The sequence below is a fragment of the Plantactinospora endophytica genome (assembly GCF_016862915.1).
GTDB lineage: Bacteria > Actinomycetota > Actinomycetes > Mycobacteriales > Micromonosporaceae > Plantactinospora > Plantactinospora endophytica.
The window spans coordinates 180,435-204,976 of sequence record NZ_BONW01000019.1; the positions used below are offsets into that span (position 1 = coordinate 180,435).

The 24,542-nt window shown below is 72.3% G+C and carries 25 protein-coding genes; 16 read left to right on the plus strand and 9 right to left on the minus strand.

Annotated features, from left to right (window positions below; all coding sequences use genetic code 11):
- Positions 1 to 85: 85 nt before the first annotated feature.
- Positions 86 to 1,234 (plus strand): acyl-CoA dehydrogenase family protein, encoded by a 1,149-nt coding sequence (locus Pen02_RS20175; protein ID WP_203867639.1) that lies wholly within the window; start codon positions 86 to 88, stop codon positions 1,232 to 1,234.
- A 29-nt stretch (positions 1,235 to 1,263) separates the two neighbouring features.
- Here Pen02_RS20175 and Pen02_RS20180 read toward each other — a convergent pair whose 3' ends face one another.
- A complete protein-coding gene (locus Pen02_RS20180) occupies positions 1,264 to 1,815 on the minus strand; it encodes a DUF1697 domain-containing protein (RefSeq protein ID WP_203867640.1) in 552 nt (183 codons plus the stop codon).
- A 72-nt stretch (positions 1,816 to 1,887) separates the two neighbouring features.
- Between Pen02_RS20180 and Pen02_RS20185 the strand changes: the two genes are divergently transcribed.
- Positions 1,888 to 2,280, plus strand: a complete 393-nt coding sequence (locus Pen02_RS20185; protein WP_239140998.1) for a hypothetical protein — start codon at positions 1,888 to 1,890, stop codon at positions 2,278 to 2,280.
- A gap of 41 nt (positions 2,281 to 2,321) precedes the next feature.
- On the opposite strand, the gene Pen02_RS20190 is transcribed toward Pen02_RS20185, so the two are convergent.
- Positions 2,322 to 3,536, minus strand: coding sequence for a D-alanyl-D-alanine carboxypeptidase family protein (locus Pen02_RS20190; protein ID WP_372445635.1), 1,215 nt, complete (start codon positions 3,534 to 3,536; stop codon positions 2,322 to 2,324).
- A 132-nt stretch (positions 3,537 to 3,668) separates the two neighbouring features.
- Here Pen02_RS20190 and Pen02_RS20195 point away from each other — a divergent pair, with 132 nt between their 5' ends.
- Positions 3,669 to 3,965, plus strand: coding sequence for a cupin domain-containing protein (locus tag Pen02_RS20195; RefSeq protein WP_203867642.1), 297 nt, complete (start codon positions 3,669 to 3,671; stop codon positions 3,963 to 3,965).
- Positions 3,962 to 4,363, plus strand: a complete 402-nt coding sequence (locus Pen02_RS20200; protein ID WP_203867643.1) for a PIN domain-containing protein — start codon at positions 3,962 to 3,964, stop codon at positions 4,361 to 4,363. Before Pen02_RS20195 ends, Pen02_RS20200 begins: the two co-directional genes overlap by 4 nt.
- 47 nt (positions 4,364 to 4,410) lie before the next feature.
- Here the strand turns inward: Pen02_RS20200 and Pen02_RS42830 are convergent, their stop codons facing one another.
- Positions 4,411 to 4,884 carry a hypothetical protein gene (locus tag Pen02_RS42830; protein ID WP_307837725.1) on the minus strand — a complete coding sequence of 158 codons (474 nt, stop codon included), beginning with the start codon at positions 4,882 to 4,884 and terminating at the stop codon, positions 4,411 to 4,413.
- A gap of 225 nt (positions 4,885 to 5,109) precedes the next feature.
- Here Pen02_RS42830 and Pen02_RS20210 point away from each other — a divergent pair, with 225 nt between their 5' ends.
- Positions 5,110 to 5,913 (plus strand): helix-turn-helix domain-containing protein, encoded by an 804-nt coding sequence (locus Pen02_RS20210; protein WP_239140999.1) that lies wholly within the window; start codon positions 5,110 to 5,112, stop codon positions 5,911 to 5,913.
- Positions 5,904 to 6,101: a DUF397 domain-containing protein gene (locus Pen02_RS20215; RefSeq protein WP_203867645.1), complete on the plus strand. Its 198-nt coding sequence runs from the start codon at positions 5,904 to 5,906 to the stop codon at positions 6,099 to 6,101. The genes Pen02_RS20210 and Pen02_RS20215 overlap by 10 nt, the downstream gene beginning before the upstream one ends.
- Positions 6,102 to 6,207: 106 nt before the next feature.
- Here the strand turns inward: Pen02_RS20215 and Pen02_RS20220 are convergent, their stop codons facing one another.
- Entirely contained in the window at positions 6,208 to 6,513 is a 306-nt protein-coding gene (locus Pen02_RS20220) for a helix-turn-helix domain-containing protein (protein WP_203867646.1), read from the minus strand.
- A 78-nt stretch (positions 6,514 to 6,591) separates the two neighbouring features.
- Here Pen02_RS20220 and Pen02_RS20225 point away from each other — a divergent pair, with 78 nt between their 5' ends.
- The gene (locus Pen02_RS20225; protein ID WP_203867647.1) at positions 6,592 to 6,795 is read left to right on the plus strand and encodes a DUF397 domain-containing protein; all 204 of its coding nucleotides are present in this window, start codon (positions 6,592 to 6,594) and stop codon (positions 6,793 to 6,795) included.
- 57 nt (positions 6,796 to 6,852) lie between these two features.
- On the opposite strand, the gene Pen02_RS20230 is transcribed toward Pen02_RS20225, so the two are convergent.
- Positions 6,853 to 7,254 (minus strand): RidA family protein, encoded by a 402-nt coding sequence (locus Pen02_RS20230; RefSeq protein WP_203867648.1) that lies wholly within the window; start codon positions 7,252 to 7,254, stop codon positions 6,853 to 6,855.
- Between the two features lie 111 nt (positions 7,255 to 7,365).
- Here Pen02_RS20230 and Pen02_RS20235 point away from each other — a divergent pair, with 111 nt between their 5' ends.
- Positions 7,366 to 8,346: a helix-turn-helix transcriptional regulator gene (locus tag Pen02_RS20235; protein WP_203867649.1), complete on the plus strand. Its 981-nt coding sequence runs from the start codon at positions 7,366 to 7,368 to the stop codon at positions 8,344 to 8,346.
- A 32-nt stretch (positions 8,347 to 8,378) separates the two neighbouring features.
- Here the strand turns inward: Pen02_RS20235 and Pen02_RS20240 are convergent, their stop codons facing one another.
- A complete protein-coding gene (locus Pen02_RS20240; protein ID WP_203867650.1) occupies positions 8,379 to 9,542 on the minus strand; it encodes a multidrug effflux MFS transporter in 1,164 nt (387 codons plus the stop codon).
- Between the two features lie 387 nt (positions 9,543 to 9,929).
- Here Pen02_RS20240 and Pen02_RS20245 point away from each other — a divergent pair, with 387 nt between their 5' ends.
- From Pen02_RS20245 to Pen02_RS20260, 4 genes are all read left to right on the plus strand, one after another.
- Positions 9,930 to 10,415 carry a MarR family winged helix-turn-helix transcriptional regulator gene (locus Pen02_RS20245; protein ID WP_203867651.1) on the plus strand — a complete coding sequence of 162 codons (486 nt, stop codon included), beginning with the start codon at positions 9,930 to 9,932 and terminating at the stop codon, positions 10,413 to 10,415.
- Positions 10,416 to 10,645: 230 nt separating this feature from the next.
- Positions 10,646 to 11,563: a hypothetical protein gene (locus Pen02_RS20250; protein WP_203867652.1), complete on the plus strand. Its 918-nt coding sequence runs from the start codon at positions 10,646 to 10,648 to the stop codon at positions 11,561 to 11,563.
- A gap of 236 nt (positions 11,564 to 11,799) precedes the next feature.
- Positions 11,800 to 14,163: an MMPL family transporter gene (locus tag Pen02_RS20255; protein ID WP_203867653.1), complete on the plus strand. Its 2,364-nt coding sequence runs from the start codon at positions 11,800 to 11,802 to the stop codon at positions 14,161 to 14,163.
- Between the two features lie 119 nt (positions 14,164 to 14,282).
- Positions 14,283 to 16,979: an ATP-binding protein gene (locus Pen02_RS20260; protein WP_203867654.1), complete on the plus strand. Its 2,697-nt coding sequence runs from the start codon at positions 14,283 to 14,285 to the stop codon at positions 16,977 to 16,979.
- Positions 16,980 to 17,393: 414 nt separating this feature from the next.
- Here Pen02_RS20260 and Pen02_RS20265 read toward each other — a convergent pair whose 3' ends face one another.
- Entirely contained in the window at positions 17,394 to 17,894 is a 501-nt protein-coding gene (locus Pen02_RS20265) for a MarR family winged helix-turn-helix transcriptional regulator (RefSeq protein WP_203867655.1), read from the minus strand.
- Between the two features lie 100 nt (positions 17,895 to 17,994).
- On the opposite strand from Pen02_RS20265, the gene Pen02_RS20270 reads away from it, so the two are divergent.
- Both Pen02_RS20270 and Pen02_RS20275 read left to right on the plus strand, forming a co-directional pair.
- A complete protein-coding gene (locus tag Pen02_RS20270) occupies positions 17,995 to 18,579 on the plus strand; it encodes a YceI family protein (RefSeq protein ID WP_203867656.1) in 585 nt (194 codons plus the stop codon).
- A 287-nt stretch (positions 18,580 to 18,866) separates the two neighbouring features.
- Complete coding sequence (locus tag Pen02_RS20275; protein WP_203867657.1) at positions 18,867 to 20,345, plus strand: glutamate-cysteine ligase family protein; 1,479 nt, start codon at positions 18,867 to 18,869, stop codon at positions 20,343 to 20,345.
- A 5-nt stretch (positions 20,346 to 20,350) separates the two neighbouring features.
- Here Pen02_RS20275 and Pen02_RS20280 read toward each other — a convergent pair whose 3' ends face one another.
- Positions 20,351 to 21,880, minus strand: a complete 1,530-nt coding sequence (locus Pen02_RS20280) for a hypothetical protein (protein ID WP_203867658.1) — start codon at positions 21,878 to 21,880, stop codon at positions 20,351 to 20,353.
- Positions 21,881 to 22,066: 186 nt separating this feature from the next.
- On the opposite strand from Pen02_RS20280, the gene Pen02_RS20285 reads away from it, so the two are divergent.
- Both Pen02_RS20285 and Pen02_RS20290 read left to right on the plus strand, forming a co-directional pair.
- Positions 22,067 to 22,747, plus strand: a complete 681-nt coding sequence (locus Pen02_RS20285) for a PASTA domain-containing protein (protein WP_203867659.1) — start codon at positions 22,067 to 22,069, stop codon at positions 22,745 to 22,747.
- A 120-nt stretch (positions 22,748 to 22,867) separates the two neighbouring features.
- On the plus strand, positions 22,868 to 23,812 hold the full coding sequence (locus tag Pen02_RS20290; protein ID WP_203867660.1) for a PASTA domain-containing protein: 945 nt from the start codon (positions 22,868 to 22,870) through the stop codon (positions 23,810 to 23,812).
- Between the two features lie 12 nt (positions 23,813 to 23,824).
- Here the strand turns inward: Pen02_RS20290 and Pen02_RS20295 are convergent, their stop codons facing one another.
- A complete protein-coding gene (locus tag Pen02_RS20295; protein ID WP_203867661.1) occupies positions 23,825 to 24,403 on the minus strand; it encodes a hypothetical protein in 579 nt (192 codons plus the stop codon).
- Between the last annotated feature and the right edge of the window lie 139 nt (positions 24,404 to 24,542).

Sequence of the window (24,542 nt, forward strand, 5' to 3'; positions counted from 1 at the left end):
CCGGAGCACCGAGGTCACCACCGAGCCCACCCGCCCACGGCGCCACGAGCGCCCCGGCGACCGACCCGAACCGATGGAGGAACCCATGGACTTCCGGCTCAGCGAGGAGTACGAGGCGCTGCGATCGAGCGTGCGGTCCTTCGCCCGCGAGGTCGTCGCACCCGGCATCGCCGACCACTACGAGCGGCACACCTTCCCGTACGAGATCGTCGCGCAGATGGGCAAGATGGGCCTGTTCGGCCTGCCGTTCCCGGAGGAGCACGGCGGGATGGGCGGCGACTACTTCGCGCTCTGCCTCGCCCTGGAGGAGCTGGCCCGGGTCGACTCCAGCGTGGCGATCACCCTGGAGGCGGCGGTCTCGCTCGGCGCGATGCCGATCTACCGGTTCGGCACCGCCGAGCAGCGCGCCCGCTGGCTGCCGAAGCTGGTCAGTGGCGAGGCGCTGGCCGGGTTCGGGCTGACCGAGCCGGGCTTCGGCTCCGACGCGGGCGGCACCGCCACCCGGGCGGTACTGGACGGCGACGAGTGGGTGATCAACGGCTCGAAGGCGTTCATCACCAACTCCGGCACCGACATCACCGCCCTGGTCACGGTCACCGCGGTCACCGGTACCAACCCGGACGGCTCCAAGGAACTCTCCACCATCATCGTGCCGTCCGGTACGCCGGGCTTCGCCGTCGCGCCCGGCTACTCCAAGGTGGGCTGGTGCGCCTCGGACACCCACGAGCTGACCTTCGACGACTGCCGGGTACCGGCGGAGAACCTGCTCGGCCAGCGCGGCCGGGGCTTCGCCCAGTTCCTGCGGATCCTCGACGAGGGCCGGATCGCCATCGCCGCGCTCTCGGTCGGTCTCGCCCAGGGCTGCGTCGACGAGTCGATCCGGTACGCCAAGGACCGGCACGCCTTCGGCCGGCCGATCGGCAACTTCCAGGCCATCCAGTTCAAGATCGCGGACATGGAGCGCCGGGCGTACACCTCCCGGCTGGCGTACTACGACGCGGCGGCCCGGATGCTGGCCGGCGAGGACTTCAAGCGGCACGCGGCGATCGCCAAGCTGCATGCCAGCGAGTCCGCCGTCGACAACGCCCGCGAGGCGACCCAGATCCACGGCGGGTACGGCTTCATGAACGAGTTCCCGGTGGCCCGGTTCTGGCGGGACTCGAAGATCCTGGAGATCGGCGAGGGCACCTCGGAGGTGCAGCGGATGATCATTGCCCGTGACCTGGGGCTGTAGCCGTCCGGGTCAGCCGACTGCGAGGCCGGTCAGTGTTCGGAGGTGAGGTCGGCAAGCGCCTGGACGGTCCTCCAGTTCCGGGTCGTCGATGCCACGGCCAGCCGCTTCTCCAGATAGGCGTTGCTGAATTTAGTCCGGCCGTACCCGTCCGGGTAGTGCAGGTAGATGTCCCGACCCGTGCCGGCGAAGGTGAACTCGGCGGTGTCCGTACCGGGCACGGTCAGCTCGGCTGCCCGGTCCGGGTCGGGCAACTCGGCGAGGAACGCCACCAGCAACTTGACCTCGTCCGGCTGCGCCTTCGCGTACGGGTTGGCGCCGGCCAGTGCCGTCAGTTCGGCGCCGGACCGGACCAGCACCGGTACGTCCAGTCCCAACTCGTCGGCGATGGCAGCCCGGACGTCGCCGCCCAGCCGCTCCGGATCGGCTCCGTCCGCCGCCCCGAACACCACGTTCCCGCTCTGTAGGTACGTCCGGACGTCGTCGTGCCCGAGCGCGGTGACGATCCGGCGCAGGTCGGCCATGCCGATCCGGTTCCCCGGGCCGACGTTGACGCCCCGCAGCAGTGCGGCGTAGCGGGTCATCTGCTCTCCTTCGGCTCACCGGCCCTCCCGGCCTGGTGCCGAGGTTAGTCCCGGCCCGGCATACTCCGCCGCATGACCAACGACGACCACCCGCCGCCCCGTTCTTCCGTGCCGGTGCCGGTGCCGATGCCGGTGTCGGTGTCGGACGGATCCGCCCCGCACCGTCGGCTCCGCCTGGTCGCGGTGCTCGACGTACCGGCGGAGCACCTGGCCGCCTTCCGACGCTACGAGGACCTGGTACTGCCGCTGCTGGCCGAGCACGGCGGACGGCTGGAGCAGCGGCTGCGTACCGGGGACGGGTGTACCGAGGTGCACCTGGTGTCGTTCGCCGGACGGGACGGGTACGAGTCCTATCTGGCCGATCCGCGCCGCGCGGCGTACCGGCAGCGGGAGTTGCGCGGCGTCGAGCTGGCCAGCCGGTTCCTGGAGGTTTCCGAGGTCGACCCGGTACGCCCGGCAGAGTAGTGACGAAGGACCGTGGACGATGTGGGGACCGGCGGCTCGGATCAGCGGCCGACCTGTCGGCGGGCCGCCCGGCGCTGGTAGAACAGCAGCCCGAGCAGCGCACCGACCAGCATGATCGTGCCGACCGTGCCGAGTAGCCAGTCGATGTGGAAGCCGCGGTCGTCGGAGCGTACCCGGGTGGCGCCGGCTGCCGGCGAGGAGACCTGGTTGCCGGAGTCGGCCCGGGCCGGTGCGACGAGTTGGCCGACGCCCGCGTCGGCGGGCAGCCCGAAGCCCCAGTCGAGCAGCGCCGCGCCCTGTTCCCAGCCGCGCGCCGGCTGCGTCTCCGCGCCGAGCAGGGTGACGAGCAGGGTACGCCCGTTCCGCTCGGCCGCCCCGACGAAGCTGTGCCGGGCCAGGTCGGTGTAGCCGGTCTTGCCGCCCAGCGCGCCGGGATAGCGGTGCAGGAGCTGGTTGTCGTTCAGCATCGAGTAGCCCTTGGCGTTGATCGCCGGCTGGGCCGGCACCTCCGCCGTCTTCGTCGCCGCGTACCGCCGGAAGTCGGCGTGCGCGAAGCAGGCGCGGGAGATCAGCGCCAGGTCGTAGGCGCTGGTGTACTGGCCGGGACCGTCCAGTCCGGACGGTGTCGCGGCGTGCGTCTGGTGTGCGCCGAGCCGGGCCGCCTCGGCGTTCATCGCGGCGACCCCGCCGGCCTGTCCACCGGTACCGCCGCCGAGCCGGGCCAGCACGTTCGCCGCGTCGTTGCCGGAGTTCAGGATCAGGCCGAGCCAGAGCGTCTCGACGGTGTACCGGCCGCCGCGTACCAGCCCCATCGCCGAACTGCCCGGCTCGAAGTCGAGATCCGACTCGGTCACCTCGACGACCTGCTTCGGGTCCAGGTGTGGCAGTACCGCCGCCGCCAGCAGCAGCTTCTGCACGCTCGCCGGTACGCCGTACTCGTGCGGGCCGCAGCCGCCGAGCACCGCGCCGCTGGTCAGGTCGGCGACCAGCCACGAGGTGGCGGTGACCTTCGGCGGTTCGGCGGCGCCGGACGGGGTGACCAGGCCGGCGGTCGCCAGTGCGGGGCCACCGACCGCCGCCTTCGCCGGGTCGAGCGGTGGCGGGGCGGGGCTGGTCGGCCGGGCCACCGGCGGCGCCGGGCAGGGCCTAGCCGGCGTACCCGCTCGGGCCTGGGCCGGAGTTCTCGCCATCGCGGCTCCGGGTGCGCCGGTCATGGTCACCGACGGCAGCACCAGTGCTGCGGTGGCTACTCTCAATGCGAGTAACCCTCGGGTCATACTCCGGAGAGTAACCGTCGTCCCCCGTACGGGTGGCAGATTCGGATATCGGGGCCGGCACGCTCGGCGAGTGACCCGGAGCGGCGGTATACCGTCGGTATACTTCCGTCCGTGGACACGACGATCAAGGTGGACGCGGCGGTCCGGGACCGGCTCGCCGTCATCGCCCGGGAGCGCGGCGTGACCGTGCGGGACCTGGTCGCCGAGCTGTCCAACGGCACGCCGACCGCAGCCGAGCTGCGGGAACGCGCGGACAGCGCGGCCCGATACCTGCGCTCGCGGCTCGGTGTCGACCTCGACGCGGACGACATATCCGCCGGTGAACGATTCTGGCAGGGCATCGCGTCGGGCGTGGCACCGTCCACTCTCGACGGCGTCGTCCGCCCGCCCGCCACACCGCGCGGGTGACCGCTCCCCTCGCGGCGGTCGTCCTCGACCACAGCGCCCTGCTCGCGCTGGGTGCCGGCCACCGGCTGCTCTCCGGCCTGGTCGCGGCGGCGCACCAGGACGCGGGACGGCACATCTACGTACCCGCACTCTGCCTGGCGGCGGCCTCGGCCGACCGACCAGCGCTCGGCGAGCACGTCGGAGCGCTGCCGGCGATGGAGGTCGTCGAACTCGGTTACCCGGCGGCGATCGCGGTCGGCCGGCTCGTCGCCGGTGCCCTGGACTGGCAGGCCGCCCACGCGGTCGTCGTCGCCAGGCCGGACGCCGAGTGGCCGACCGGTCGCGCGGTGCTCACCGAACATCCCGACGTCTACCGGCGACGCGGCCTGACCGCCGTCGAACTCCCGCCGCCCCGCTGACGAGGAGCGCCGGCCGGAGCTGATCGCGGGACGGGCCGGAGGAGAACTCACGGCGAGGGTCGCGGACGGACCCAGCCGAGAAACCGGGCGTGCAGTGCTGCCGGATCCGGCCCGGGGTTCGGGTTCAGCCGGTGCAGGTCGGCGGTGGCGGCGTAGAGCGCCGAGCCGAGGTAGACGTGCAACCCGACCCGGTCGTCGCGGTAGTCGGCGAGCAGCGTGAGCCGGGCCGTTGCGCACGGCCACGGATGCCCGCAGCCCCGACAGACCCACAGCGGACGCAGCGGCAGGTGCTGCCAGACCGGTCCCCGGTTCGTCGGCCGCCCGCGCGGAAACCGGGGCGGCAGGTTCGCGCCGGTCCGGGACATCGGGTACGGCGGCACGAGCGGCGGCGGATTGAACCGGTCCCGGCACGGCCAGCGGTCGCCACAGCGGCAGTGCCGCCACCACGGTCGCCGCCAGTCGCGTCGGTGCTGTGGGGCGTACCGGACGGGTTCGGGTTGCCGGCGCAGCCGTGACCACATCGGAGCGTGACCTCCTCGGATGGGTGGCCCCGGGGACCGTCCGCGGCAAGGAGGAACTGCGGGTGGTCCCCGGGGCCGGGGGCGCCCATCCGGGTGCGATCGCGGCCTGCTCATGGGCGCCTGCCGCCCCCCAGTCTGGTGACCAAACCACTACTCTCGGAAGTAATGCCCGGACGACCCGAGCCGTTGTCCGGAGTCCACAATCCGCAGGTAAGGAGCCTGTCCGTGGCTGAACCGACGACCCTCGGTCTCTTCGCCGGCGAGTTACGCCGGTTCCGTGGTATCGCCTCGCTGTCCCAGGACGGTCTGGCACAGCGGATCAACTTCTCGTCGGCCTTGGTCGCCAAGATCGAGCTGTGCCAGCGTCGCCCGACCCGCGAGTTCGCCAAGCGCTGCGACAACGTACTGGAGACCGGCGGCCTCCTCGAACGCATCCAGGCAGTGATCGGAGTCGGGCCGGTCATGCCGTGGTTCCGGGAGTGGACGATCCTCGAACAGGAGGCCGTCGCCATCCGCTGCTTCGAGCTGTCGGTGATCCCCGGCCTCCTCCAGACGGAGGCATACGCTCGTGCCCTGCTCAGTGGTGGCAGGTTGTTCACCAGCGCCGAGGTCGAGCAGCATGTGTCTACCCGGATGGCCCGACAGGAGATCCTGACCAGGGAGAAGCCGCCGTTGTTCACTGCCGTTGTCGATGAGCGGGTGTTGCACCAGCCAATCGGTGGCCCCGGAGTCATGCGTGATCAGTTGCGACACATCGTGAAGCTGTGTGCCGAACAGCCTCGGATTCGGATCCAGGTGGTGCCGACGAGGGCCGGGGCCTACATCGGGGTGAACGGCCCCTTCGTGATCGCGACGATGAAGGGTGGCGACGACATCGGTTTTCTCGACGATCAAATCGAGGGTCGATTGATCGAGCGTGCCGATGAGGTTGCCAGGGCCAACAACATCTGGGAGATAATCCGGTGCGAGGCACTGTCCCACCAGCAGTCCATCGAGCTGATTCAGGAGGTGGCGGAGTCGTGGAGTTGAGTCGCGCGGTCTGGCGGAAAAGCAGCCGCAGCAACGCCAACGCAGGCAACTGCGTCGAGGTGGCCGGTAACCTGCCCGGGGTGGTCGGGGTGCGGGACAGCAAGGATCCGAGCGGTCCGGTACTGACCTTCGCACCCGCCGCCTGGCGGTCGTTCGTGGCTACCACGCAGGCCCGCAAGGCGTCCTGAGGCCCGAGTTGGCCCTGGCCACGGCAGACGCGGTCGTGCGGTCCTCGACGGAAGTGTCAGCCGTCGGCGGAGGTTCGCGCGTCCTCGATCGTGCCTGACGGCGTCCTCAATCGAGGACCAACTTCTCGCCGTCGAAGTCAGCCACGATCTTCAATTGGCCGCCGAGGGCGGTAATGTACTTGCTGATCGTTCCGACCTCGGTGGCAGGTAGTTCGCCCTTCTCGATGGCGGACACACGCGCCTGCGGCACACCCATCCGGTCCGCGACCTGCTGCTGGCTCAGGTCGCGACGCTTACGGATCTCGACGAGCCGAGCGACACGGACCTCGGCAACCATGCGGTCTCTGCGCTCGGCAACCCGGGTCTCGTCGAGGTTGGCGCGGGCGCGAACGTCCGTCCAGCTATTCGCCATGATGCTGTCCCTTCAACTCGGCGAGATGGTTGTCGTACGCTTTCTATTTCAGCGCCTTCGGCCGGAAGTGGCGGTGCCATGAGACTGAGCGGTGCGGCCTGGCGGAAAAGCAGCCGCAGTAATGGTCACGGTGGCGAGTGCGTCGAGGTGGCCGGGAACCTGTCGGGGGTGGTCGGGGTGCGGGACAGCAAGGATCCGGCTGGTCCGGTGTTGACCTTCGCGCCGGCCGCCTGGCGGTCGTTCGTGTGGACCTTGCCGTCCCGCGAGTTTGCCCAGCAGTAGTCTGCCGGCTACTCGTACCCGTTCAACCGCAGCCCCGCCGAAGTCGGCGAGGTGGCGTCACGCGACGGCGGTTCCTTCGAGTTCGACCATCAGGTCGGGGAGCGCCAGCCGGGTCACCCCGAGCATCGTGCTGGTCGGTGCCACCCCGGCGGCACCCAACCGCGACGCCAGCACGCCGTAGTGCGGAAAGAGTCGATCGACGTCGGTCGTGTAGACGTTGAGCCGGACGAGGTTCGCGAGGGACATGCCGGCCTCGGCGAGTACGGCTTCCAGGTTGTCGAGGCTCAGCGCCAACTGCGCTGCCATGTCACCGGCGTGCTGGGGCTTGCCGTCGCCGTCCATCGCGGTCTGCCCGGCGCAGTACAGCGTCCGGGTGTGCCCGGAGACCATCTCGCCCTGGTGGTATCCCAACCCCATCGACCACGGCCACGGGTTGACCGCCGATCGTTCCACTGCCATCTCAGCTCCATCCGTCGGAAGTGGGCGCGTGGTAACCCGCCCCCACGTGCCGGTGAGCTTCGCAGCCCAATCACGACATCCTCTGTCGTGTATTCCGGGCATACTTCCCGGATGCGCGCCGACCGGTTGGTCTCGCTGGTGCTGCTGCTGCGCCAGCGCGGTCGGCTGCCCGCCGCCACCCTGGCCCGTGAGCTGGAGGTGTCCACCCGCACCGTGCTGCGCGACATCGAGGCGCTGTCCGCAGCCGGGGTACCCATCTACGCCGAACGCGGTCGGCACGGCGGGTTCGCGCTGCTACCTGGCTTCCAGACCGAACTCACCGGACTGAACCACGACGAGGCACTCGCCCTGCTGATCGTCGGATCGCGGCGCGGCAAGCAGGCATTCGGCCTCGGCTCGGCGCTCGCCTCCGCCATGCGAAAGGTGTTCGACGCCCTGCCCGAGAGCCACCGGGACACCGCGACCGGCGCGGCCCGGCGACTGCTCGTCGACCCGGAGACCGACCTGCTCTCGCGCCGGCTGACCACCGAGGAGATTCCCGACGCGATACTGAGCGAGATCCGGCGTGCGGTGCTCGGCGGACACAAGCTGCGCATCCACTACGAGGCTGCGGGCCAGACCCCGCAGTGGCGCACGGTGGACCCGATCGGCCTGGTCACCGTACGCGACCAGGGTTACCTGCTGGCCATGAAGTCCGGCGCGGACCGGACCTACCGGCTGTCCCGGGTGTTGGCCGCCGAGGAACTTACCGAACCCGCGCAGCGACCGGACCGGGTCGACCTGGACCGGGCCTGGCAGGAACGCAGCACCCGGTTCCGGACCGGCGGCGACCTGGTCACCGTGCTGGTACGGGTGCATCCGAGGCGGCGGGACGAGTTGGCGCGTACCGCGCTCGCCGTCCACGCCGAGGAAGTCGACGCGGACGACTGGCTGCGGCTGGAGGTGACCTTCCAGGATTCGAGACACGCCGAATGGGCACTGTGGCAGCTCGGCACGAACGCGGAAGCCCTCGCCCCGCAGTGGTTGCGTACCGCCCTGCGCGAACGCGCCACCGCCGTCGCCACCTGCTACGAAGCGTCACCCGAGAGCTGAGGGACGATTCACCCACCGGAGGGCTTGCCCGGTCATGCCGTTTCGGCTCCGGTATCCGCCGGTGAACGGGTGAGCAGCAGGGCGAAGCAGGCGACCGTGACACAGATGGTCATGCCCAGGAACAGCACGACGGCGTTGTCCCGCCCGCCGAGCCCCATCAGCGGCGCCGCCACCGCAGCCAGTACCCCCTGGAGTGTGCCGAGCACCGCCGATCCGCTGCCGGCGGCCTTCGGTACCCGTTGGATCGCCAGGGCTGTCGCGTTCCCCATGATCATGCCGAGTCCGACGAAGAAGAGCAGCAGCGCGAGCGCCACCACCCGGTCGAGCTGCCCGGCCAGGGTGACGCCGAGCAGGCCGGCGGTGGTACCCAGCATGATGACCAGCCCGGTCCGGAGCAGCGCCGCCGGTGCGGCGCCCCGGCCGACGAGTCGGGCGTTGACCGCGCTGCTCAGGGTGGCCAGCAGCGCCCCGGCGGCGAAGGCGACGGCGGCCTGCCGGACGGAGAGCCCGAGGACGTACTGGAGGAAGAACGGCGAGGCGGCGATGTAGCAGAACAGGGCCGCGAACCCGAAGCCGAACGCGAACGTGTAGCCGAGATAGACCCGGTCGGTCAGCAACGCCCGCGCGGTGGCCAGGGTGGCGCGGAGCCCACCGGCGTGCCGCCGCTCCGGCGGCAGGCTTTCGGGTACGCCGACCAGCGCGACCAGCAGCGTGAGCAACAGTCCGACCGCGAGGGTGTACCAGACCGCGCGCCAGCCGGCGGCGCTGGTCACCACGCCCCCGATCAGCGGTGCGGTGATCGGGGCGATGCCACTGAGCGCCATCAGGATCGCGAACATCCGGGCTGCGGCCGGTCCCTGTGCGGTGTCGGAGATGACGGCCCGGCCGACCACCACCCCGGCCGCCGCACTGAATCCCATCACGAACCGGAGCGCGGTCAGCGTCTCCAGGGTGGGCGCGAGCGCGCAGGCGGCGGCGGAGGCCCCGCAGACTGCCGTGCCGGCGAGGATCAGCAACCGCCGGCCGTACCGGTCGGAGAGCGGGCCGAGTACGAGTTGACCGAGTGCCAGCCCGATCACGAACGCGGTGAGGGTGAGTTGGACGCCGGCGGGGTCGGTACGGAACTCGTCGGCGAGCCGGGGAAAGGCCGGCAGGTACATGTCGATGCCCATCGGCGGCACGAAGGCCAGCAGCACCAGGGCGGGGAGCAGGAGTCTCCGTCGCCGGACCGGCGGTGCCGACTGCTCCGGTGGACCGCCTGCCTCGGCCGGATCTGACGCCTCGGCCGCCTCGGCCGGATTCGATGCCTCAACCGGATTCGATGTCTCGGCCGGCCCGGCTCTCTCGGAGGGGTCGGGGAGACCGGCTGTCTCGCCGGGTTCGGCCGAACCGGCTGTCTCGGCGGGTTCGGCCGGATCGGACGCCTCGGCGGGATCGGCTGAGGCGGACGTCTTGGCGGCCTCGGGCAGTTCGGGCGGCGGGGGCGGTGAAGACGGGCTGGACTCTTCGCTTCGCGAGGGGGCGGAAGTCACGACGGCAAGTTACTATAACTATATAAGTATGTCTAGCGTTATCCTCGTGAAGTGAAACGAGTGACCATGGCGGACGAGACGGTCCTCCGGCAGGCGAGGACACTCGTACCGGTTCTGTACCAACTGAGCCGGGTGATGCGGCTGCAAGGCGTCGACGAGACAGGGCTTGGCCAACTGCCGCCCTCCGAGCTGGAGGTGCTCCGGTACGTCGCCGAAGTCCCCGGCGTCTCGGTCAGCACACTCGCCCGTGACCTGGGCCTGCACGCCAGCAACGTGAGCGCGACCGTCCGCGCCCTGGTGGCCCGCAACCTGGTACGCCGAGAGCCCGACCCGAACGACCGACGGGCCGTACGCCTGCACGCGACCCTCGACGCGGCGCACGGCTCGGCCCGGGTCGAGGACGCCTGGGCCCGGATCTTCGCCGACGCGATGGCCGAGATCAGTGACGAGCAGCGGGCCGAGTTGGCCGACGCCGCTCCGGCACTCGGTGCGCTCGCCGAACGCCTTCGGGCCCGCCGCGCCACCGAACGGGGCTGACCGGCTCCTCGATCGTCGGAGTCGGGCCGGTCGTGACGGTGGTCCGCCTTCCGTCGTGGTGCGTCCGGCCCGCCCCTTCAGGTCCGACGGTCGCCATCCGCGCAACGCCTTCCGGCTCAATGTCCCATTCCGTCACCCGAGCCGTCCGCCTACGTTCAGGCATCGAGAACTCACGTTAAGTGATCTATTGATGCCCGAGTTGGGCACCGAGGAACGGTCGCGGAGGGGCGATGGGCAACGCAGTCGACCGGGTCAGGGCGGTGGCCGACCGGGTACGGGGCGGATGGCGGCGGCTGAGCATCACCAACAAGATCGCAGTGATCGGCCTGCCACTGGCCGGACTCACCGCGGTCGCCGCCGTGGTGCAGGCGTCCGCCCCGTACGTCGCGCCGGCCGCACCGATCACCGGCGTTCCGGCCGCCGCCTCGCCGAGCCCGACCGCCAGCGAGGCGGTGTACCCGGTCGAGGCGACCGCCAGCGTCGTCCATCCGCAGTACGAGTCGGAGAACCGGTGGGCACTCGCCGAACCACTGCCGGACAGCATCGCCGTACCCGCGCCCGGCAGGGAGCGCTTCGACTGGCTCATCCAGCGGGGCGCGGCCCGGGTGGGCGAGACCAAGCTCCAGGTCGTGCTCACCAACAACGGTGCCGAGGAGGTGATCGTCACCGGGATCTGGGCGGAGGTCGTCCAGCGCGGTCCGATCTGGGCCGGTACGGCCTTCTGCGAGCAGACGGCCGGATCCGCCGACGTCGAGAAGATCGCCTTCGACCTCGACGACAGCAACCCGGTGGCCCGGGAGGTGCACGAGGACGGCAGCGTCGGCGAGCCGTACTTCGAGCGGCACGTCATCTCGCTCAAGCCCGGCGAGAAGATGCCGTTGCGGGTCAGCGCGACCGCCCCGGAACGGGAGGCGGTCACCTGGCGGATGGTCGCGGAACTCTCCTCCGGCCGGACGACGTGGCAACTGCCGATCGCCGACCCGAACGGCCGGCCGTTCGTGGTGACCGGCTGGTCGCCGGAGTACGACGTCGTCTACTTCGAGGGCGTCGACATGGGCGACACCGACGGCGACGGGCACCTCGCCGACATCACCGGCCGGTACGACGACATCGGCCCGGCCGAGAAGGACCTCGGCATCGGCTGCTGACCCGTCCGGCACAGGCGACCTTGGCATCGGCTGCTGACCCGTCCGGTGCAGGCGACCTCGGCGACGCGCCAGGCAGGACAGGCCGACCCGGCACACCGGACGGTCACTTCTGACCGGTTGGCGACTGCCGGTTGACTGCTCAGGGTGTTTGCATGTGCGCCGAGGGCGACGATCCGGCGTCGGCCGTACGCCGATCCGGCGTTGGTCCGGCGTCGCGCCAGAGGAGGTTCGGGGGCATGTTCGCTGCGTACGGGCGGTCGCTGTGGCGGTGGCGCTGGCCGGTGCTGATCGGCTGGCTGGGGCTCGTACTGGCCGGGGCGACCCTCGGCGGCCAGGTCTTCGACCGGCTGGTCGACACCGACAACCTCCGCCCGGATGCCGAGTCGCAGCGGGCCGACCGCCGGATCGGTGAACTCCTGCCCGAGGGCTCGACCGTGGTCGCGATCGTCCGTGACCGTGACCCGTACGACCCCGCGCTGGTGGCCAGCGTCAACCGGGTACGCGCCGAGGTCCAGGCCGTACCGGGGGTGAAGGAGGTCGAGGACCTCTACAACGCCGCCGGTGGCCGGATCGGCGCCGACAACCGCAGCACCCTGGTCCGGGTCGAACTCGCCGACGGACTGCCGGCCGCCGAGCGGGAGGCCGCCGAGGACCGGGTCGCCGCCCTGCTGCGCGGCATCGACGCGCCACAGGTGCTGGTCGGCGGCGACGAGTTGACCGAGCGGGCCTTCGCCGAACAGGCGGTGGACGACGCGATCGTCGGCGAGTCGGTCGCGCTCGGCGTACTCCTGGTGGCGCTGGTGGTGATCCTCGGCGGCCTGCTCGCCGGGACGTTGCCGCTGCTCGCCGCCCTCGCCGCCGTCGCGGTGACCCTGCTCGGCCTGTACGCCCTCACCGCCGTCACCGGGGTCGGCGAGTTCACCGTCAACGTGGTCACACTGCTCGGCATCGGCCTGACCGTGGACTACGCGCTGCTGCTGATCGCCCGGTTCCGCGAGGAACGCGACGCAGGCTCGGCACACCGCGACGGCTCGGCGCACCGCGACGGATCAGCACACGGCGACGGGTCGGAGGGCGGCGACCGGCCGGAGGGCGGGGATCCCGTCGAGGCGCTGGCCCGGACGATGGCGACCGCCGGCCGTACCGTGTTGATCTCCGGTTTGGCGGTCGCCGCCGCGATGGTCGGGCTCTACGTCTTCGCGGAGCCGCTGCTCGCCGCGATGGCCCTCGGCGGCGCGCTCGCGGTCGCGCTGGCCACCCTCGCCGGGCTGACCCTGCTGCCGGCGCTGGTCGCGGTCGCCCACCGGCAGATCCCGGCCCCCGGCGCCCGGACCTGGCCGCGCCGGGCCCTGGCCGCCGTCGCCCGCCCGGTCCGCCGCACCGTCCCGGCCCGCACCGCACCAGCCCCCCGATCGGGTACGCCCACCGCGCAGCACCCCGGCCTGCTCGGCCGGCTCGCCGGGTACGCCCAGCGCCAGCCCGGCCCGGTGGCGTTCGGTGTCTCCGCCGGCCTGCTGCTGCTCGCCCTGCCGTTCCTGGGCGGCGCCAACCTGGCCAACTCCGACGCCCGGGCGCTGCCCCGGTCGATGGAGGCCCGGCAGGTGCACGACGTGCTGCTGCGCGACTTCGAGGCGGGTCGGGCCGCCCCGGTCACCGTCGTCGTCGAGGCGGATCCGGCCAGCGCCGAGGTGCGGGACCTGATGAACCAGCTCAACACCCTGCCCCAGGTGATCCGGATGCAGCCCCGGCCGGACGTGCCGGGCGCGTCCGTGGTGATCGACCTGACGCCGAAGGGCGCGACCGGCGGCCCCGAGTCCCGTGACCTGGTACGCGCGGTACGCACCCTGGAGCAGCCGCTGCCGCTGCTGGTCGGCGGGTCGGCCGCCGAACTGGTGGACTACCGCTCGTCGGTCGCGCAACGGCTGCCGTACGCCGTACTGGTGTTGTTGCTGGTCACCGTCGGGCTGCTCTTCGTGCTGACCGGTTCACTGGTGATCCCGGTGAAGGCACTGGTGATGAACGTGCTGACCCTGCTCGCCACGCTCGGCGTACTGGTCGTGGTGTTCCAGTGGGGCTGGGGGGCCGGCCTGCTCGGGGTGGAGTCGTGGGGGGCGATCGACGTCACCACCCCGGTACTGCTCTTCGTGTTCGTCTTCGGGCTGTCGATGGACTACGAGGTGTTCCTGCTCGCCCGGATCAGGGAGGAGTGGCGTCGCCGGTCGGGACTGCGCACCCAGGCGGCCCGGCTCCGGGCCGGCGAGCGGGCGGTACTGGCCGGCATCACCCGTACCGGTCCGGTGGTGACCTCGGCGGCGGTCTGCATCACCATCGTCTTCCTCGGTTTCCTGCTCGGCGACCTGACCGCCGTCAAGGAGATCGGCTTCGGCATGGCGGTGGCGGTACTCCTCGACGTCACGGTGGTCCGGGGACTGTTGATGCCGGCGCTGATGAGCCTGCTCGGCGAGTGGAACTGGTGGGCGCCGGCTCCGCTGCGCCGACTGCACCGGCGGTTCTCCGGCGACCGGTTCTCCGGCGACCCGGACCAGCCCGCCGGTACGCCCGTACCGTCCGCTCCGGTGCCGGTTTCCGTCGAGCCGTAAGGGTGCTGTTACGGGCCGAAACGTCTCATCGATAATCTGTCGGATATCTATGTCTTCTTCGGTCGGCAGCGCGACGTATCTATGCCGGTGCCAGACCCGGGTGCGTACTCTTCCTGGCCATGACTCCGGATCATGGCTCCGACCGGGTTCCGGGTGGCTTCGACGAGTTGCTCCGCCGGCGCCGGCTGGCGGCCGGCCTGACCCAGGCGGAACTCGCCGAACGAGCCGCCGTCGGGATCCGTACGGTCCGTGACCTCGAACGGGGTCGGGCGTCCCGGCCGCAGCGGACGACGGTGGAGTTGCTGGCCGCCGCGCTCGGTCTCGCCGGGCAGGACCGAGCCGACTTCGTCGCCCTGGCCCGGGGCCAGGCCGGACCGGCGGTGGAGTTCGGCACCGTCCCGGCCCCGCCGGCCCGACGGCTGCCGCCGCGCGGATTCGGCCTGCCGGAGCCGGGTGAGCTGATCGGCCGGGACCGGGACGTCGCCGACCTGGCGGCGATGCTGGGCGAGCAGCCCCGGGTGGCGCGCGGAGTCGTCAGCCTGGTCGGCATCGCCGGGGTCGGCAAGACCGGGTTGGCCCTCAAGGTCGCCCGGGAGGTGGCCGACGACTTTCCCGGCGGCACCAGCGGGATCGTGATGATCGAGGGCTCCACCGAGGGCGACGTGCTGTCGGTCGTCGCCACGGTCTTCGGGGTCGGCCGGGCCAGCGACCTCGCCGCCCGGTTCTCGGACGCGCCGTCACTGCTGCTGGTGGACGCCGTCGAGCGGGCTCCCGGAGCGGCGGCCGAGGCCCTGAACCGGCTGGCCGAGATCGCGCCGACGCTGCGGGTGCTGACCACCGGCCGGCATCCGGTCGGGCTGCCCGGCGAGCGGGTCCGGCCGGTTGCCCCGCTGGAGGTGCCGCCGGTGGACGTACCGGCCGACCTCGCGGTGGTGGCCGACTATCCGGCCGTCGCGCTGCTGCTGGCCCGGCTGCGCCAGATCGGCCGCGAGCCGCCGCACCCCGACGAGATGGTCGCGCTGGTCGAGCTGGTACGCCGACTCGGCGGGCTTCCCCTCGCCATCGAACTGGCCGCCGCGCACGGTCGGGTGCTCAACCTGAACGAGATCCTCGACCGGTACGGCAACCGGCTGCTCGACCTCGGCAGCCCACCGGTGGCCCGGGAGACGGTGGTGACGCTGCGGGACGCGGTCGCCGCGAGCTACCGGCTGCTCGACGCCGACGAGCGCGCCGCGCTGCGCCGGCTCTCGGTGCTGCGCAACCGGTGGTCGGTGGAGTTGGCCGAGGGGATGCTGGCCCCCGACCCCGCCCCCGACGGATCCGACGACCAGTCCCCGCCGGTCGACCACCCGGCCTCCGCCTGCCCGAACGCCCACGGTGCCGACCCGGCCGCGACGACACCGGGTACCCCCGTAGCCGGTGATCCGATTCGGCTGCTGGACCGCCTGCTGGCACACGGGCTGATCGGCGCCCGGGGCACCGGACCGCTGCGGTTCCGGGTACTCGACGTGGTGCGGGACTTCGCCGCCGAACGGGCTGCCGCCGACGGTGAACTGGCGGCCATCCGCCGCCGGCACGCCTCGGTCTTCGCCCGGCTGGCCGCCCGGGTCGCGCCGGACCTGGCCGGTGCCCGGCTCGTCGAGGCGGTCGGCCGGCTGGACGAGGTGGCCGGTGACCTGTGGACCGCCCTGGCGTACTCGGCGAACGACGATCCGCACACCGCGCTGCGGCTGGCCGGAAATCTGGCTCGCTGGTGGCGTTACCGGGGGCGGGACGTGGCCGGGCGGCAGTGGCTGCGTCGGCTGCTGGACGATCCGCGTACCGCCGACGCCGATCCGGCGGCCCGGGCCTGGGCCCAGGTCGGTGTGGCGCAGCTCGCCCAGGAGCACGGTGCCGGCCCGCAGGAGTTGCCGGCCGCCGACGCGGCCGTGGCGACGTTCCGGCGGTTGTCCGACGTCGCCGGTGAACTGGCCGCCCGCAACGTCCTCTGTGGACTGTGGACGGCGATCGGCGGCCACGACGAGGCGCGGCAGCACGGCGAGGCGGCCCTGGAACTGGCCACCCGGACCGGGCGGATCCGGGACATGGCGGTGGCCCAGAACAACCTGACCTGGCACGAGATCCGGCGCGGCGACCTGCCCGCCGCCCGGCGCCGGCTGGCGGCGGTGGACCGGCTCGCCGGTGAGTGCGGCGAGGAACGGCTCCGGGTGCTCGCCCGGGCCAACCTCGCCGAGGTCGCCCGCCTCGAAGGCCGGTACGCGGACGCGGTCCGGCACGGCCGGCGGGTGGAGTCGGCGCTGGCCGAACTCGGCGACCCCGGCCACCGTCGCCGGGCACTCGGCACGGTCGGACTGGCGCTCGCCGAGGACGGACGGATCGACGAGGCCACGGCGGTACTCGCCGAGCTGCGGTCCCGGAAGGCCGGTGACGGGGCCGGGCCGGCGGAATTGGAGTCCGGGCTTCCCCGGACGGACGAGATCACTCCCCGGGACGACGGGATCTGCGCCCTGATCGAGGCGAGCCTGGCGGTGCAGCGGGGCGACCGGGAGTGGGCGGCCGAGTGGTACGCGGCAGCCGTCCAGGCCTGCGCCAGGTCACGGGATCTGCGCGACGTGGCCGAGGCGCTGGTCGGGCTGGTGGCGAGCACCGACGACCCGACGGCTCGGGCGGCGGCGCGCACCCGTCTCGACCAGGTGTGCCGGGAGGGTGGGATCACCCTGCTGCCGAGGGAACGGGCGCTGGTCGACGGGCCGGCAGCGGCGGTCGGGCCCTCGGGAAGCGACACCGTGCCGCCGACCGCCTCCGGCGACGGCTGAGCCGACCGCCGGTCTCCGCGCCACCCGTTGTTCCCGCCGACGCCGACCGGCCGCCCCGGCCGGAGGTGGCGGCGGTGGTCGTCTTCGCGTGACGGTCTGTCGGTCTCCGTCACCCGGTCTTGTCTTCGCGTGAGGTCTGTCGGTCCCCGGGGCACCTTGGGGCCGTGGCGCGAGCGGGACAGCCCCCCGACAGAGCCCCTTACTGATCCCCGCCCGCGCCACGTCCCCAGAGCCCCCCGGCTGCCTGAAGGTTAACCAGCACCAGGTGCCTGTTTTTTCCGATTAATGGGTGACGTGGCGATACGTGCCTGACTTCTGCCGGTCTTTCTGCCGGTGTTCCCTCGACATGCCCGTCGTCCCCTCCGGGACGATAATCGGGATCCGTGAGGATTGTCGGCAGCCCGTGTCCGGGACTCAACAGGGCGTGGTCGCCTCCGCGCTGCCGCCACGGCTGCCGGCGGTGGCGCCGGGATGGACCGCGTCCCGGACGACCCGCAGCGAGTCGAGCAGGCTCTCCAGCGCGGCGGGTTCGAGTTGACCGATGAACCAGTCCTGGATCAACTGGATGTGTCCGGGGAGCGTCTCCCCGAGCCGCGCCATGCCCGACTCCGTCACCACGGCGTACGCGCTGCGCCGGTCGGAGGGGCAGGCGCGACGGCAGAGCAGGCCGTCCCGCTCCATCCGGTCGACCACCCGGGTGACTCCGCTGGTCGAGAGCGAGGTCTGGGCGGCGAGATCGGTCATCCGCAGTTGGTGCTCGGGTGAGCGGGCCAACCGCATCAGGACCTCGAACTCGACCGTCGACAGCCCGTGCTCCTCGAACTGGGCGGCGAAGCGGGCGGCGAGCCCCGCGTACACCTCCATGACCAGGCCCACGGCCGTGATCCGGGCGTCGTCGTACAGGTTCTTGGTCACGGTTGCATCGTAGCAGTCGTTGACAGCGGGAATATTGCTGTGTCTATAGTTGCTTCGTCAGTCATCGGTCACACAACCTATCTCCTGGGAAGGCAACACCATGACCAGCAGCGCCGAGTCCGCCACCACCCGTACCTGGGAAGGTCTGACCATCCCCACCGCGGGCACCTACCTGCTCGACCAGGCGCACAAGCGCGTCGGGTTCGTGGCCCGGCACATGATGGTGAGCAAGGTGCGCGGCCAGTTCCGTGAGGCGGAAGCCACGATCACGGTCAGCGAGAACCCGCTCGAGTCCGCAGTCACCGCCACCATCCAGGCCGCCAGCATCGACACCGGCGCCACCGACCGGGACAACCACCTGCGCAGCGGCGACTTCCTGGAGTCGGAGAAGTACCCGACCCTGGAGTTCCGCAGCACCGGGGTGAAGTCGCACAGCGGCAACGAGTTCGTGCTCGCCGGCGACCTGACGATCAAGGGTGTCACCCGGCAGGTCGAGCTGGAGGTCGAGTTCGAGGGCGCCGGCCGCAGCCCGTTCGGCCAGGACATCTTCGGCTTCACCGCGAGCACCGAGATCGACCGCGAGGACTTCGGGCTGACCTGGAACGTGGCCCTGGAGACCGGCGGCGTGCTGGTCAGCAAGAAGATCAAGATCGAGATCGAGGGCGAGGCCATCCGCCAGGCCTGAGCGCCGCCGACCGTCCCCGCGACGGTCGGATCGACACCGGTTCGGAATGCCCCGGTCACCGATCAGATGGTGACCGGGGCGCCTCGTTGGGTAATGCGCCCGGTGGAGGGGTCAGCGCGATCGTGTGCGATGGTGGACGCGGCGCCGCTGGTCGCTCACGCGGAGCGGGCGGGCGCTGTGGTTGTGGCCACGTGCGCGCGGCGCTCCTACGGTAAGGGTTCGAACGGGCGTCCGGTGGGCATGGCCTTCCGGACTGCGGAGACAGCGCCGCGCTGCGGGAGGGGTAGATGGGCCAGGACGTGTCGGAGGTCCCCTTCACCCGGGAGGACCGGACCCGATACCGGCAGAAGGTACGCCGGTGTCTGGATGTCTTCGCGCTCATGCTTGACGACTTCGGTTTCGACGCCGACCGGCCGACCACCGGTCTGGAGATCGAGCTGAACCTGGTGGACGCGGACGCCGAGCCGGCGATGCGCAACGCGGAGGTGCTGGACAACCTCGCCGATCCCACCTTCCAGACCGAGCTGGGCCAGTTCAACCTCGAACTCAACGCCCGGCCACGGCTGATCGAGGGCGCCGGCTTCGCCGACTACGAGCAGGACCTCCAGGCCAGCCTCGGCCGGGCGGAGGAACTGGCGGTCAAGTCCGACGCCAACATCATCCTGATCGGCATCCTGCCCACCCTGACCCCCCGGCACCTGGTCCGGGACAACCTCTCCACGAACGAGCGCTACCAGGTGCTCAACGACCAGATCGTGGCCGCCCGGGGCGAGGACATCGAGCTGGACATCCGAGGCGTCGAACGGTTGCAGACGCACACCGACTCGATCGTCTCCGAGGCCGCCTGCACCAGCCTCCAGTTCCATCTCCAGGTGGCGCCGGACAGCTTCGCCGACTACTGGAACGCCTCGCAGGCCATCGCCGGGGTGCAGGTCGCGCTCGGCGCCAACTCGCCGTTCCTGCACGGCCGGCAACTCTGGGCCGAGACCCGGGTCGCCCTTTTCGAGCAGGCCACCGACACCCGTCCCGACGAGCTGAAGGCCCAGGGCGTACGGCCACGGGTCTGGTTCGGCGAGCGGTGGATCACCTCGATCTTCGACCTGTTCGAGGAGAACGTCCGGTACTTCCCGCCGCTGTTGCCGATCTGCGACGACGAGGACCCGGTCGAGGTGCTGCACAACGGCGGCACCCCGCGACTTTCCGAACTCCGGCTGCACAACGGCACCGTCTACCGGTGGAACCGGCCGGTCTACGACATCATGGACGGCCGCCCGCACCTGCGGGTGGAGAACCGGGTACTCCCCGCCGGGCCGACCGTGGTCGACATGCTGGCAAACGCCGCCTTCTACTTCGGGCTGGCCCGCGACCTGGCCGAGGGGGACCGGCCGATCTGGAGCCAGCTCACCTTCAGCGCAGCCGAGGAGAACTTCCACGCGGCGGCCCGCCGGGGCATCGACGCCGTCGTCGCCTGGCCCCGGCTCGGCGAGGTGAAGGTGACCGAGCTGGTGCTCGACGTACTGCTGCCGAGGGCGGCGGCCGGACTGGACCGGTTCGGTGTCGGCGCCGCACACCGGGACCGGCTGCTCGGCATCATCGAGCAGCGCTGCCGTACCCGTCGCAACGGCGCGGTCTGGCAGGTGGAGGCGGTACAGGCCGCCCAGCGCGGTCGGGGGATGGACCGTTCCCAGGCCCTGCACCACATGCTGCGCCGGTACGGCGAACTACAGCGGACCGACGAACCCGTGCACACCTGGCCGGTCGACTGACCCGGTCAGCGGGAACGTCGACCGAGCCGGCCCAGCCTGCCCTTCGACCTGCCCTCGGTGGCCGGCTCGGCGGACTCCTCGGGCCCGGCCGGCGGCGACCCGTCGGTGCCGGCGTCCGGCTCGGCGGTGTCCGGTGCGGATCCGACCTCCGACCCGGAATCCAACAGCCGGGTGGAGCCGGCGGTGGAGCGTACCCCCGAAATGTCGGCGTCGGTGCTCGCACGCCGTGACCCGCTCTTCGGTTGACCGGGCATCCGGCCCGACCGGCCGGCACCACCGGCCCGCCTGGTCGCGGCACCCTCCGCCGGCCCGGCCCCGGCCTCGCCGGCCTGGTCGGCGTCCTGGGTCCGGTCGCCGTCGCCCCCGGCGGCGACACCGGTCGAACCTGCCGACCGGTCACGGTCGTCCGGCCCGCCGCCCACCGCTTCCTTCCCCGACCCGCCGCCCACTTGGCCCTTCGCGGACCCGCTGCCCACTCGTCCCTTCGCCGACCCGCTGCCGGTCGTCGGCCCGCTGTCGCCAGTCGGGGCGCCACCGGGCGCGGTCGGCTCGGACGGGCTCGACCCGGACCGGGCGGCGAGCTCCTCGGCGTGCCGGGCGGCGATCTCCTCGGCGTGCCGGGCCAGTGCTTCCGAACGCTGTGCCAGCGCCGCCATCAGGGCCGACCCGGCCAGGCCGGCGACCACCGCGTACGGCGCCATCAGGTGTGCCGACACCTGCTCGGGGCGGATGCCCACCAGCCGGGGAGCCGCGAGGAAGTAGGCGACGGCCACCAGCAACGGCCCGCCGATGCCGGAGACGGCGGCTCCGACCCGGCTCACCGGCCGGCGGGCCGCCGAGCGGGCGGCGAGCGCCCCGATCACCAGCGCGGAGCCGAGCGACAGCGCGGCCCCGGGCCAGTAGAAGTACTCGCGGAACCAGAAGCGTTCGCCGTCGGAGGTCAACTGCCACACGCCTAGTTGTGCGCTGGCCAGCCCCTGACCAGAGAGCACCCCGTCGACGACCGCGATCACCGCGAGCGCCCAGAGCCAGCAGACCGTACCGAGCACGTTGCCGGCGACGGCCGGCGACGAGATCGCCCAGATCGCCATCAGCAGCCCGAGCAGCACCCCGAGTACGGCGTACCCGGCCGCGACGGTCTGCGGCGAGGGACCGTCGACCCGCACCGCCGCCCGGGCGGGTACCGCCACCAGTACCACGGTCACCAGCGCACCGATCGCGCTGGAGACGGCGAGTACCGCCCGCCACAGGAAGGTGGCCAGGGTTGGCGGCGGGCCTCCGGCCCGTCCGGTGGCCGATCGCCGGCCGCCACCGCTCAGCCGGTGTGCGCAGATCGCCCCGGCCACGGTCGACGTGGCGGCGATCCACGCCGCCCAGGTGAGGCTGGCGACCCAGGCGGCCTCGCTGTTGCCGTCGCCCGACGGCAGCCACGCGATGATGCCGAGCCCGTAACCGAAGCCCAGTTGAGCGGCGCCGGCACCGGCGGCTACGCCGATCGCCGTCGCTACGGATGCTCCCCAGCCTCGTGCGGCCATGCCGGGCAGCGTAGCGTCCACCCGAGGTCCACGGCGAGCCGTGGACCGATGGCAGCCGTCCAGGCACGATCCGTGGCCGGTTGCGTTCCGAGGGCCGGGCCACCGATGCTGTCGGACGACACGCGACCACCGGTCGGGCGTGAGGTCGGCGTGGTTCGGTACGCCGGATGGTGAGGCAGGGTCGGCATGACTGATGAGGCTGTGGCGGGACACCCGGGCGTGAACTCCGGATCCTCGAACCGGACGGGCCTGTTCGCCGGTGCGGCGGTCGGGCTGGTCATCTGCGCCATCGTCGGTGCCCTGGGCGGCTACCTGCTGGCCGGCGACGGCGGCGACCCCGGCGAGCAGCCGTACGACGCCGGTGCCCCGACACCGACCGCGGAGGCGCCGACCCGCACGCCGCGCAGCACGCCGACCCGTACCCCCAGCCGTAAGCCGACCGGTCCCACCCCGGGGATCGGCCAGACGCTCCTGCCGGACCTGGTCGGCAAGGACTTCGAGGAGGCTCGGGAGGAGTTGCGCCGGCTCGGGCTCGGGGTGCAGTTCACCTTCGGCCGGGCGGGCGACGATCGCGCCGTCGCGAGTACCAACCCCCGGGGCGGGACGGCGGTGAAGCGGGGTATCACCGTCCGGGTCACCGTGGTCGGTGCGCCGCCGGAGGTGGTGGTACCCGCGCTCACCGGCGAGTCCTGCAAGCAGGCGGCCCGACGCCTGGTCGACGACGGCCTGTACCCTCGCTACCCCGACGGGGAGAAGGGCCAGGTACGGAACCAGGAGCCGACCGGTGGCACGGTGCTGCGCTGGAACGATCCGGTCCGGCTGTACTGTTCCGACTCCCCCGCGCCCAGCGGCACGCCGACGCCGTAGCCGGCCGGGGCGGCCGTCCGGGCGGACACGCCCGGACCGGCGACGATGGTCCCCGCCACGTCCGGCCGGATAGATTTGACGCGGTTCGCCCGGTCCCATCCGCTGGGGAGAGGACGTGGCATGGTCGACGACCCGCAGCAGCCCTCGGACGCCCCGGGCGGGAACGGCGAGCGGGTCGGCCCCGACGACCGCCCAGGTGAGCGGGTCGGCCCCGACGACCAGCCACCGGTCCCCGGCCAGGCCAACCCGTCCGCAACGCCCGACCCGCCGCCGGACGCCGCCTCGAAGCCAGACGCCTCGCAACCAACCGCCGCGTCGAACCCAACTGCCGGCCCGCGATCAACCGCTGGACGGCGATCAAGCGCTGGACCGCAGCCGGGAACTGGTGCCGGCAGGCCAGAGGACGCCACCCGGATCGACGGGGTTACCTGGTCGCCCGGCGCGGCCGACGAGACCCGGCCGGTCCCGCCCCGGGCGCCGGCCTGGTCCGGTCGGGCCGGGGTGCCGGCCCGGGGTGCCGGCCCGGCCGGGCCGCCGCCACCGCCCAACTGGGGCTACGACGACGAGCCGGACGACCGGCGCTGGTGGATGCCGATCCTCGTCGGGTCGGTGGCGCTGGTCCTGCTCGGCGTTCTGGTGGTCGCCGGTTGGCTGATCGTCGACTCGGCCCGGCGTGACGCACCCAGCGCGCCGACCCCGGCGATCACCAGCCCGGCCGCGCCGACCGCCCCGACGACCCGGCCGCCGACCACCGCCGCCACGACACCGAGCGCCACCCCGACCGCCACCCCCGCCGCTACGCCGGTACCGCTGCCGCCGCTCGTCGGACTTTCCCAGCAGGAGGCGGTGGACTGGCTGGAGCGGCTGGGACTCGTGCCCCGGATCCGGCCGCAGACCTCCAACCGGCCGCCGGGGACCGTACTGGACACGGATCCGTCGACGGGTACGGAGGTCGAGCCGGGCAGCGAGGTCGTGCTGGTGGTCGCCGAGCCGCCGCCGACCGAGCCGGTACCGACCACTCCGCCCGGACCCACCGGCCCGACGCAGCCCACTCCGGACGGCTGAGCGCTCGGACGGTCACCAGTACCGGCGTCTGCTGCCGACCATCGCCAACCCGACGGCCGAGATGACCAGGCCGAACAGCCCGGAGTACGCCAGCGAGCGCTGATAGCCCGGCGGCGGTCCACCGGTGGGCGGTGGCGGCGCGGCGTGCTGTTCCCCGACGTCGTCGCCCGGTGGCCTCGCCGGTCCGGCCGGCGCCGGATAGGAGTCCCGCTCGTCCGGTCGGGTGGCCGGGGCGGGTGTGGTGCCCGGCTCAGGCGTCTCCGGGGTGTTCTGTGCCGGCAGCCGGTGCCAGGGCCCGAGGCGTCGGCCCGGCCAGCCGGTCCGGTCGGTGTCGGTCGGAAGAGCGGGGTTGGCCGCCCCGCCGTGCCCGGAGGGGTCGGCGAGCCCCGGATCGGGTTCGGTCCGTTCGTCCGGCCCGGTCGGCGGGGACGGACTGCTCGGATTGGTCGCCGGGTGGCGTACGGCGGCCGGGCGGCTGGTGCCGGCGGCACCCGCACAGCCGGGCAGGCCGACGGTGATCAGGATCAGCAGCACGCTGACCCGCATGTTGCGGTGGGTCGTACGAGGTCGGTCGGTGTACTCCATGGGCATCGGCGGCTCCCTGTCTCGGGGGCCCTCGACGACGTGCGGGTGGTCGACCTGCGGGGTGGAGTATGCCCAGTCTACGGCCGTGGCCGGGTCCGCTGCCGGCCGTTCCGCGAGACGCGGCTCAGCCGACCCGTGCCGACTG

Bases quoted from the DNA above. Each gene is read 5' to 3' on its own strand.
- Pen02_RS20295 (WP_203867661.1), bottom strand. From the start codon at position 24,403: ATGCCCATGGAGTACACCGACCGACCTCGTACGACCCACCGCAACATG.
- Pen02_RS20225 (WP_203867647.1), top strand. From the start codon at position 6,592: ATGAGACTGAGCGGTGCGGCCTGGCGGAAAAGCAGCCGCAGTAATGGT.
- Pen02_RS20250 (WP_203867652.1), top strand. From the start codon at position 10,646: ATGGGCAACGCAGTCGACCGGGTCAGGGCGGTGGCCGACCGGGTACGG.
- Pen02_RS20255 (WP_203867653.1), top strand. From the start codon at position 11,800: ATGTTCGCTGCGTACGGGCGGTCGCTGTGGCGGTGGCGCTGGCCGGTG.
- Pen02_RS20220 (WP_203867646.1), bottom strand. From the start codon at position 6,513: ATGGCGAATAGCTGGACGGACGTTCGCGCCCGCGCCAACCTCGACGAG.
- Pen02_RS20275 (WP_203867657.1), top strand. From the start codon at position 18,867: ATGGGCCAGGACGTGTCGGAGGTCCCCTTCACCCGGGAGGACCGGACC.
- Pen02_RS20270 (WP_203867656.1), top strand. From the start codon at position 17,995: ATGACCAGCAGCGCCGAGTCCGCCACCACCCGTACCTGGGAAGGTCTG.
- Pen02_RS20175 (WP_203867639.1), top strand. From the start codon at position 86: ATGGACTTCCGGCTCAGCGAGGAGTACGAGGCGCTGCGATCGAGCGTG.
- Pen02_RS20235 (WP_203867649.1), top strand. From the start codon at position 7,366: ATGCGCGCCGACCGGTTGGTCTCGCTGGTGCTGCTGCTGCGCCAGCGC.
- Pen02_RS42830 (WP_307837725.1), bottom strand. From the start codon at position 4,884: ATGTGGTCACGGCTGCGCCGGCAACCCGAACCCGTCCGGTACGCCCCA.
- Pen02_RS20260 (WP_203867654.1), top strand. From the start codon at position 14,283: ATGACTCCGGATCATGGCTCCGACCGGGTTCCGGGTGGCTTCGACGAG.
- Pen02_RS20180 (WP_203867640.1), bottom strand. From the start codon at position 1,815: ATGACCCGCTACGCCGCACTGCTGCGGGGCGTCAACGTCGGCCCGGGG.
- Pen02_RS20185 (WP_239140998.1), top strand. From the start codon at position 1,888: ATGACCAACGACGACCACCCGCCGCCCCGTTCTTCCGTGCCGGTGCCG.
- Pen02_RS20280 (WP_203867658.1), bottom strand. From the start codon at position 21,880: ATGGCCGCACGAGGCTGGGGAGCATCCGTAGCGACGGCGATCGGCGTA.
- Pen02_RS20290 (WP_203867660.1), top strand. From the start codon at position 22,868: ATGGTCGACGACCCGCAGCAGCCCTCGGACGCCCCGGGCGGGAACGGC.
- Pen02_RS20285 (WP_203867659.1), top strand. From the start codon at position 22,067: ATGACTGATGAGGCTGTGGCGGGACACCCGGGCGTGAACTCCGGATCC.
- Pen02_RS20230 (WP_203867648.1), bottom strand. From the start codon at position 7,254: ATGGCAGTGGAACGATCGGCGGTCAACCCGTGGCCGTGGTCGATGGGG.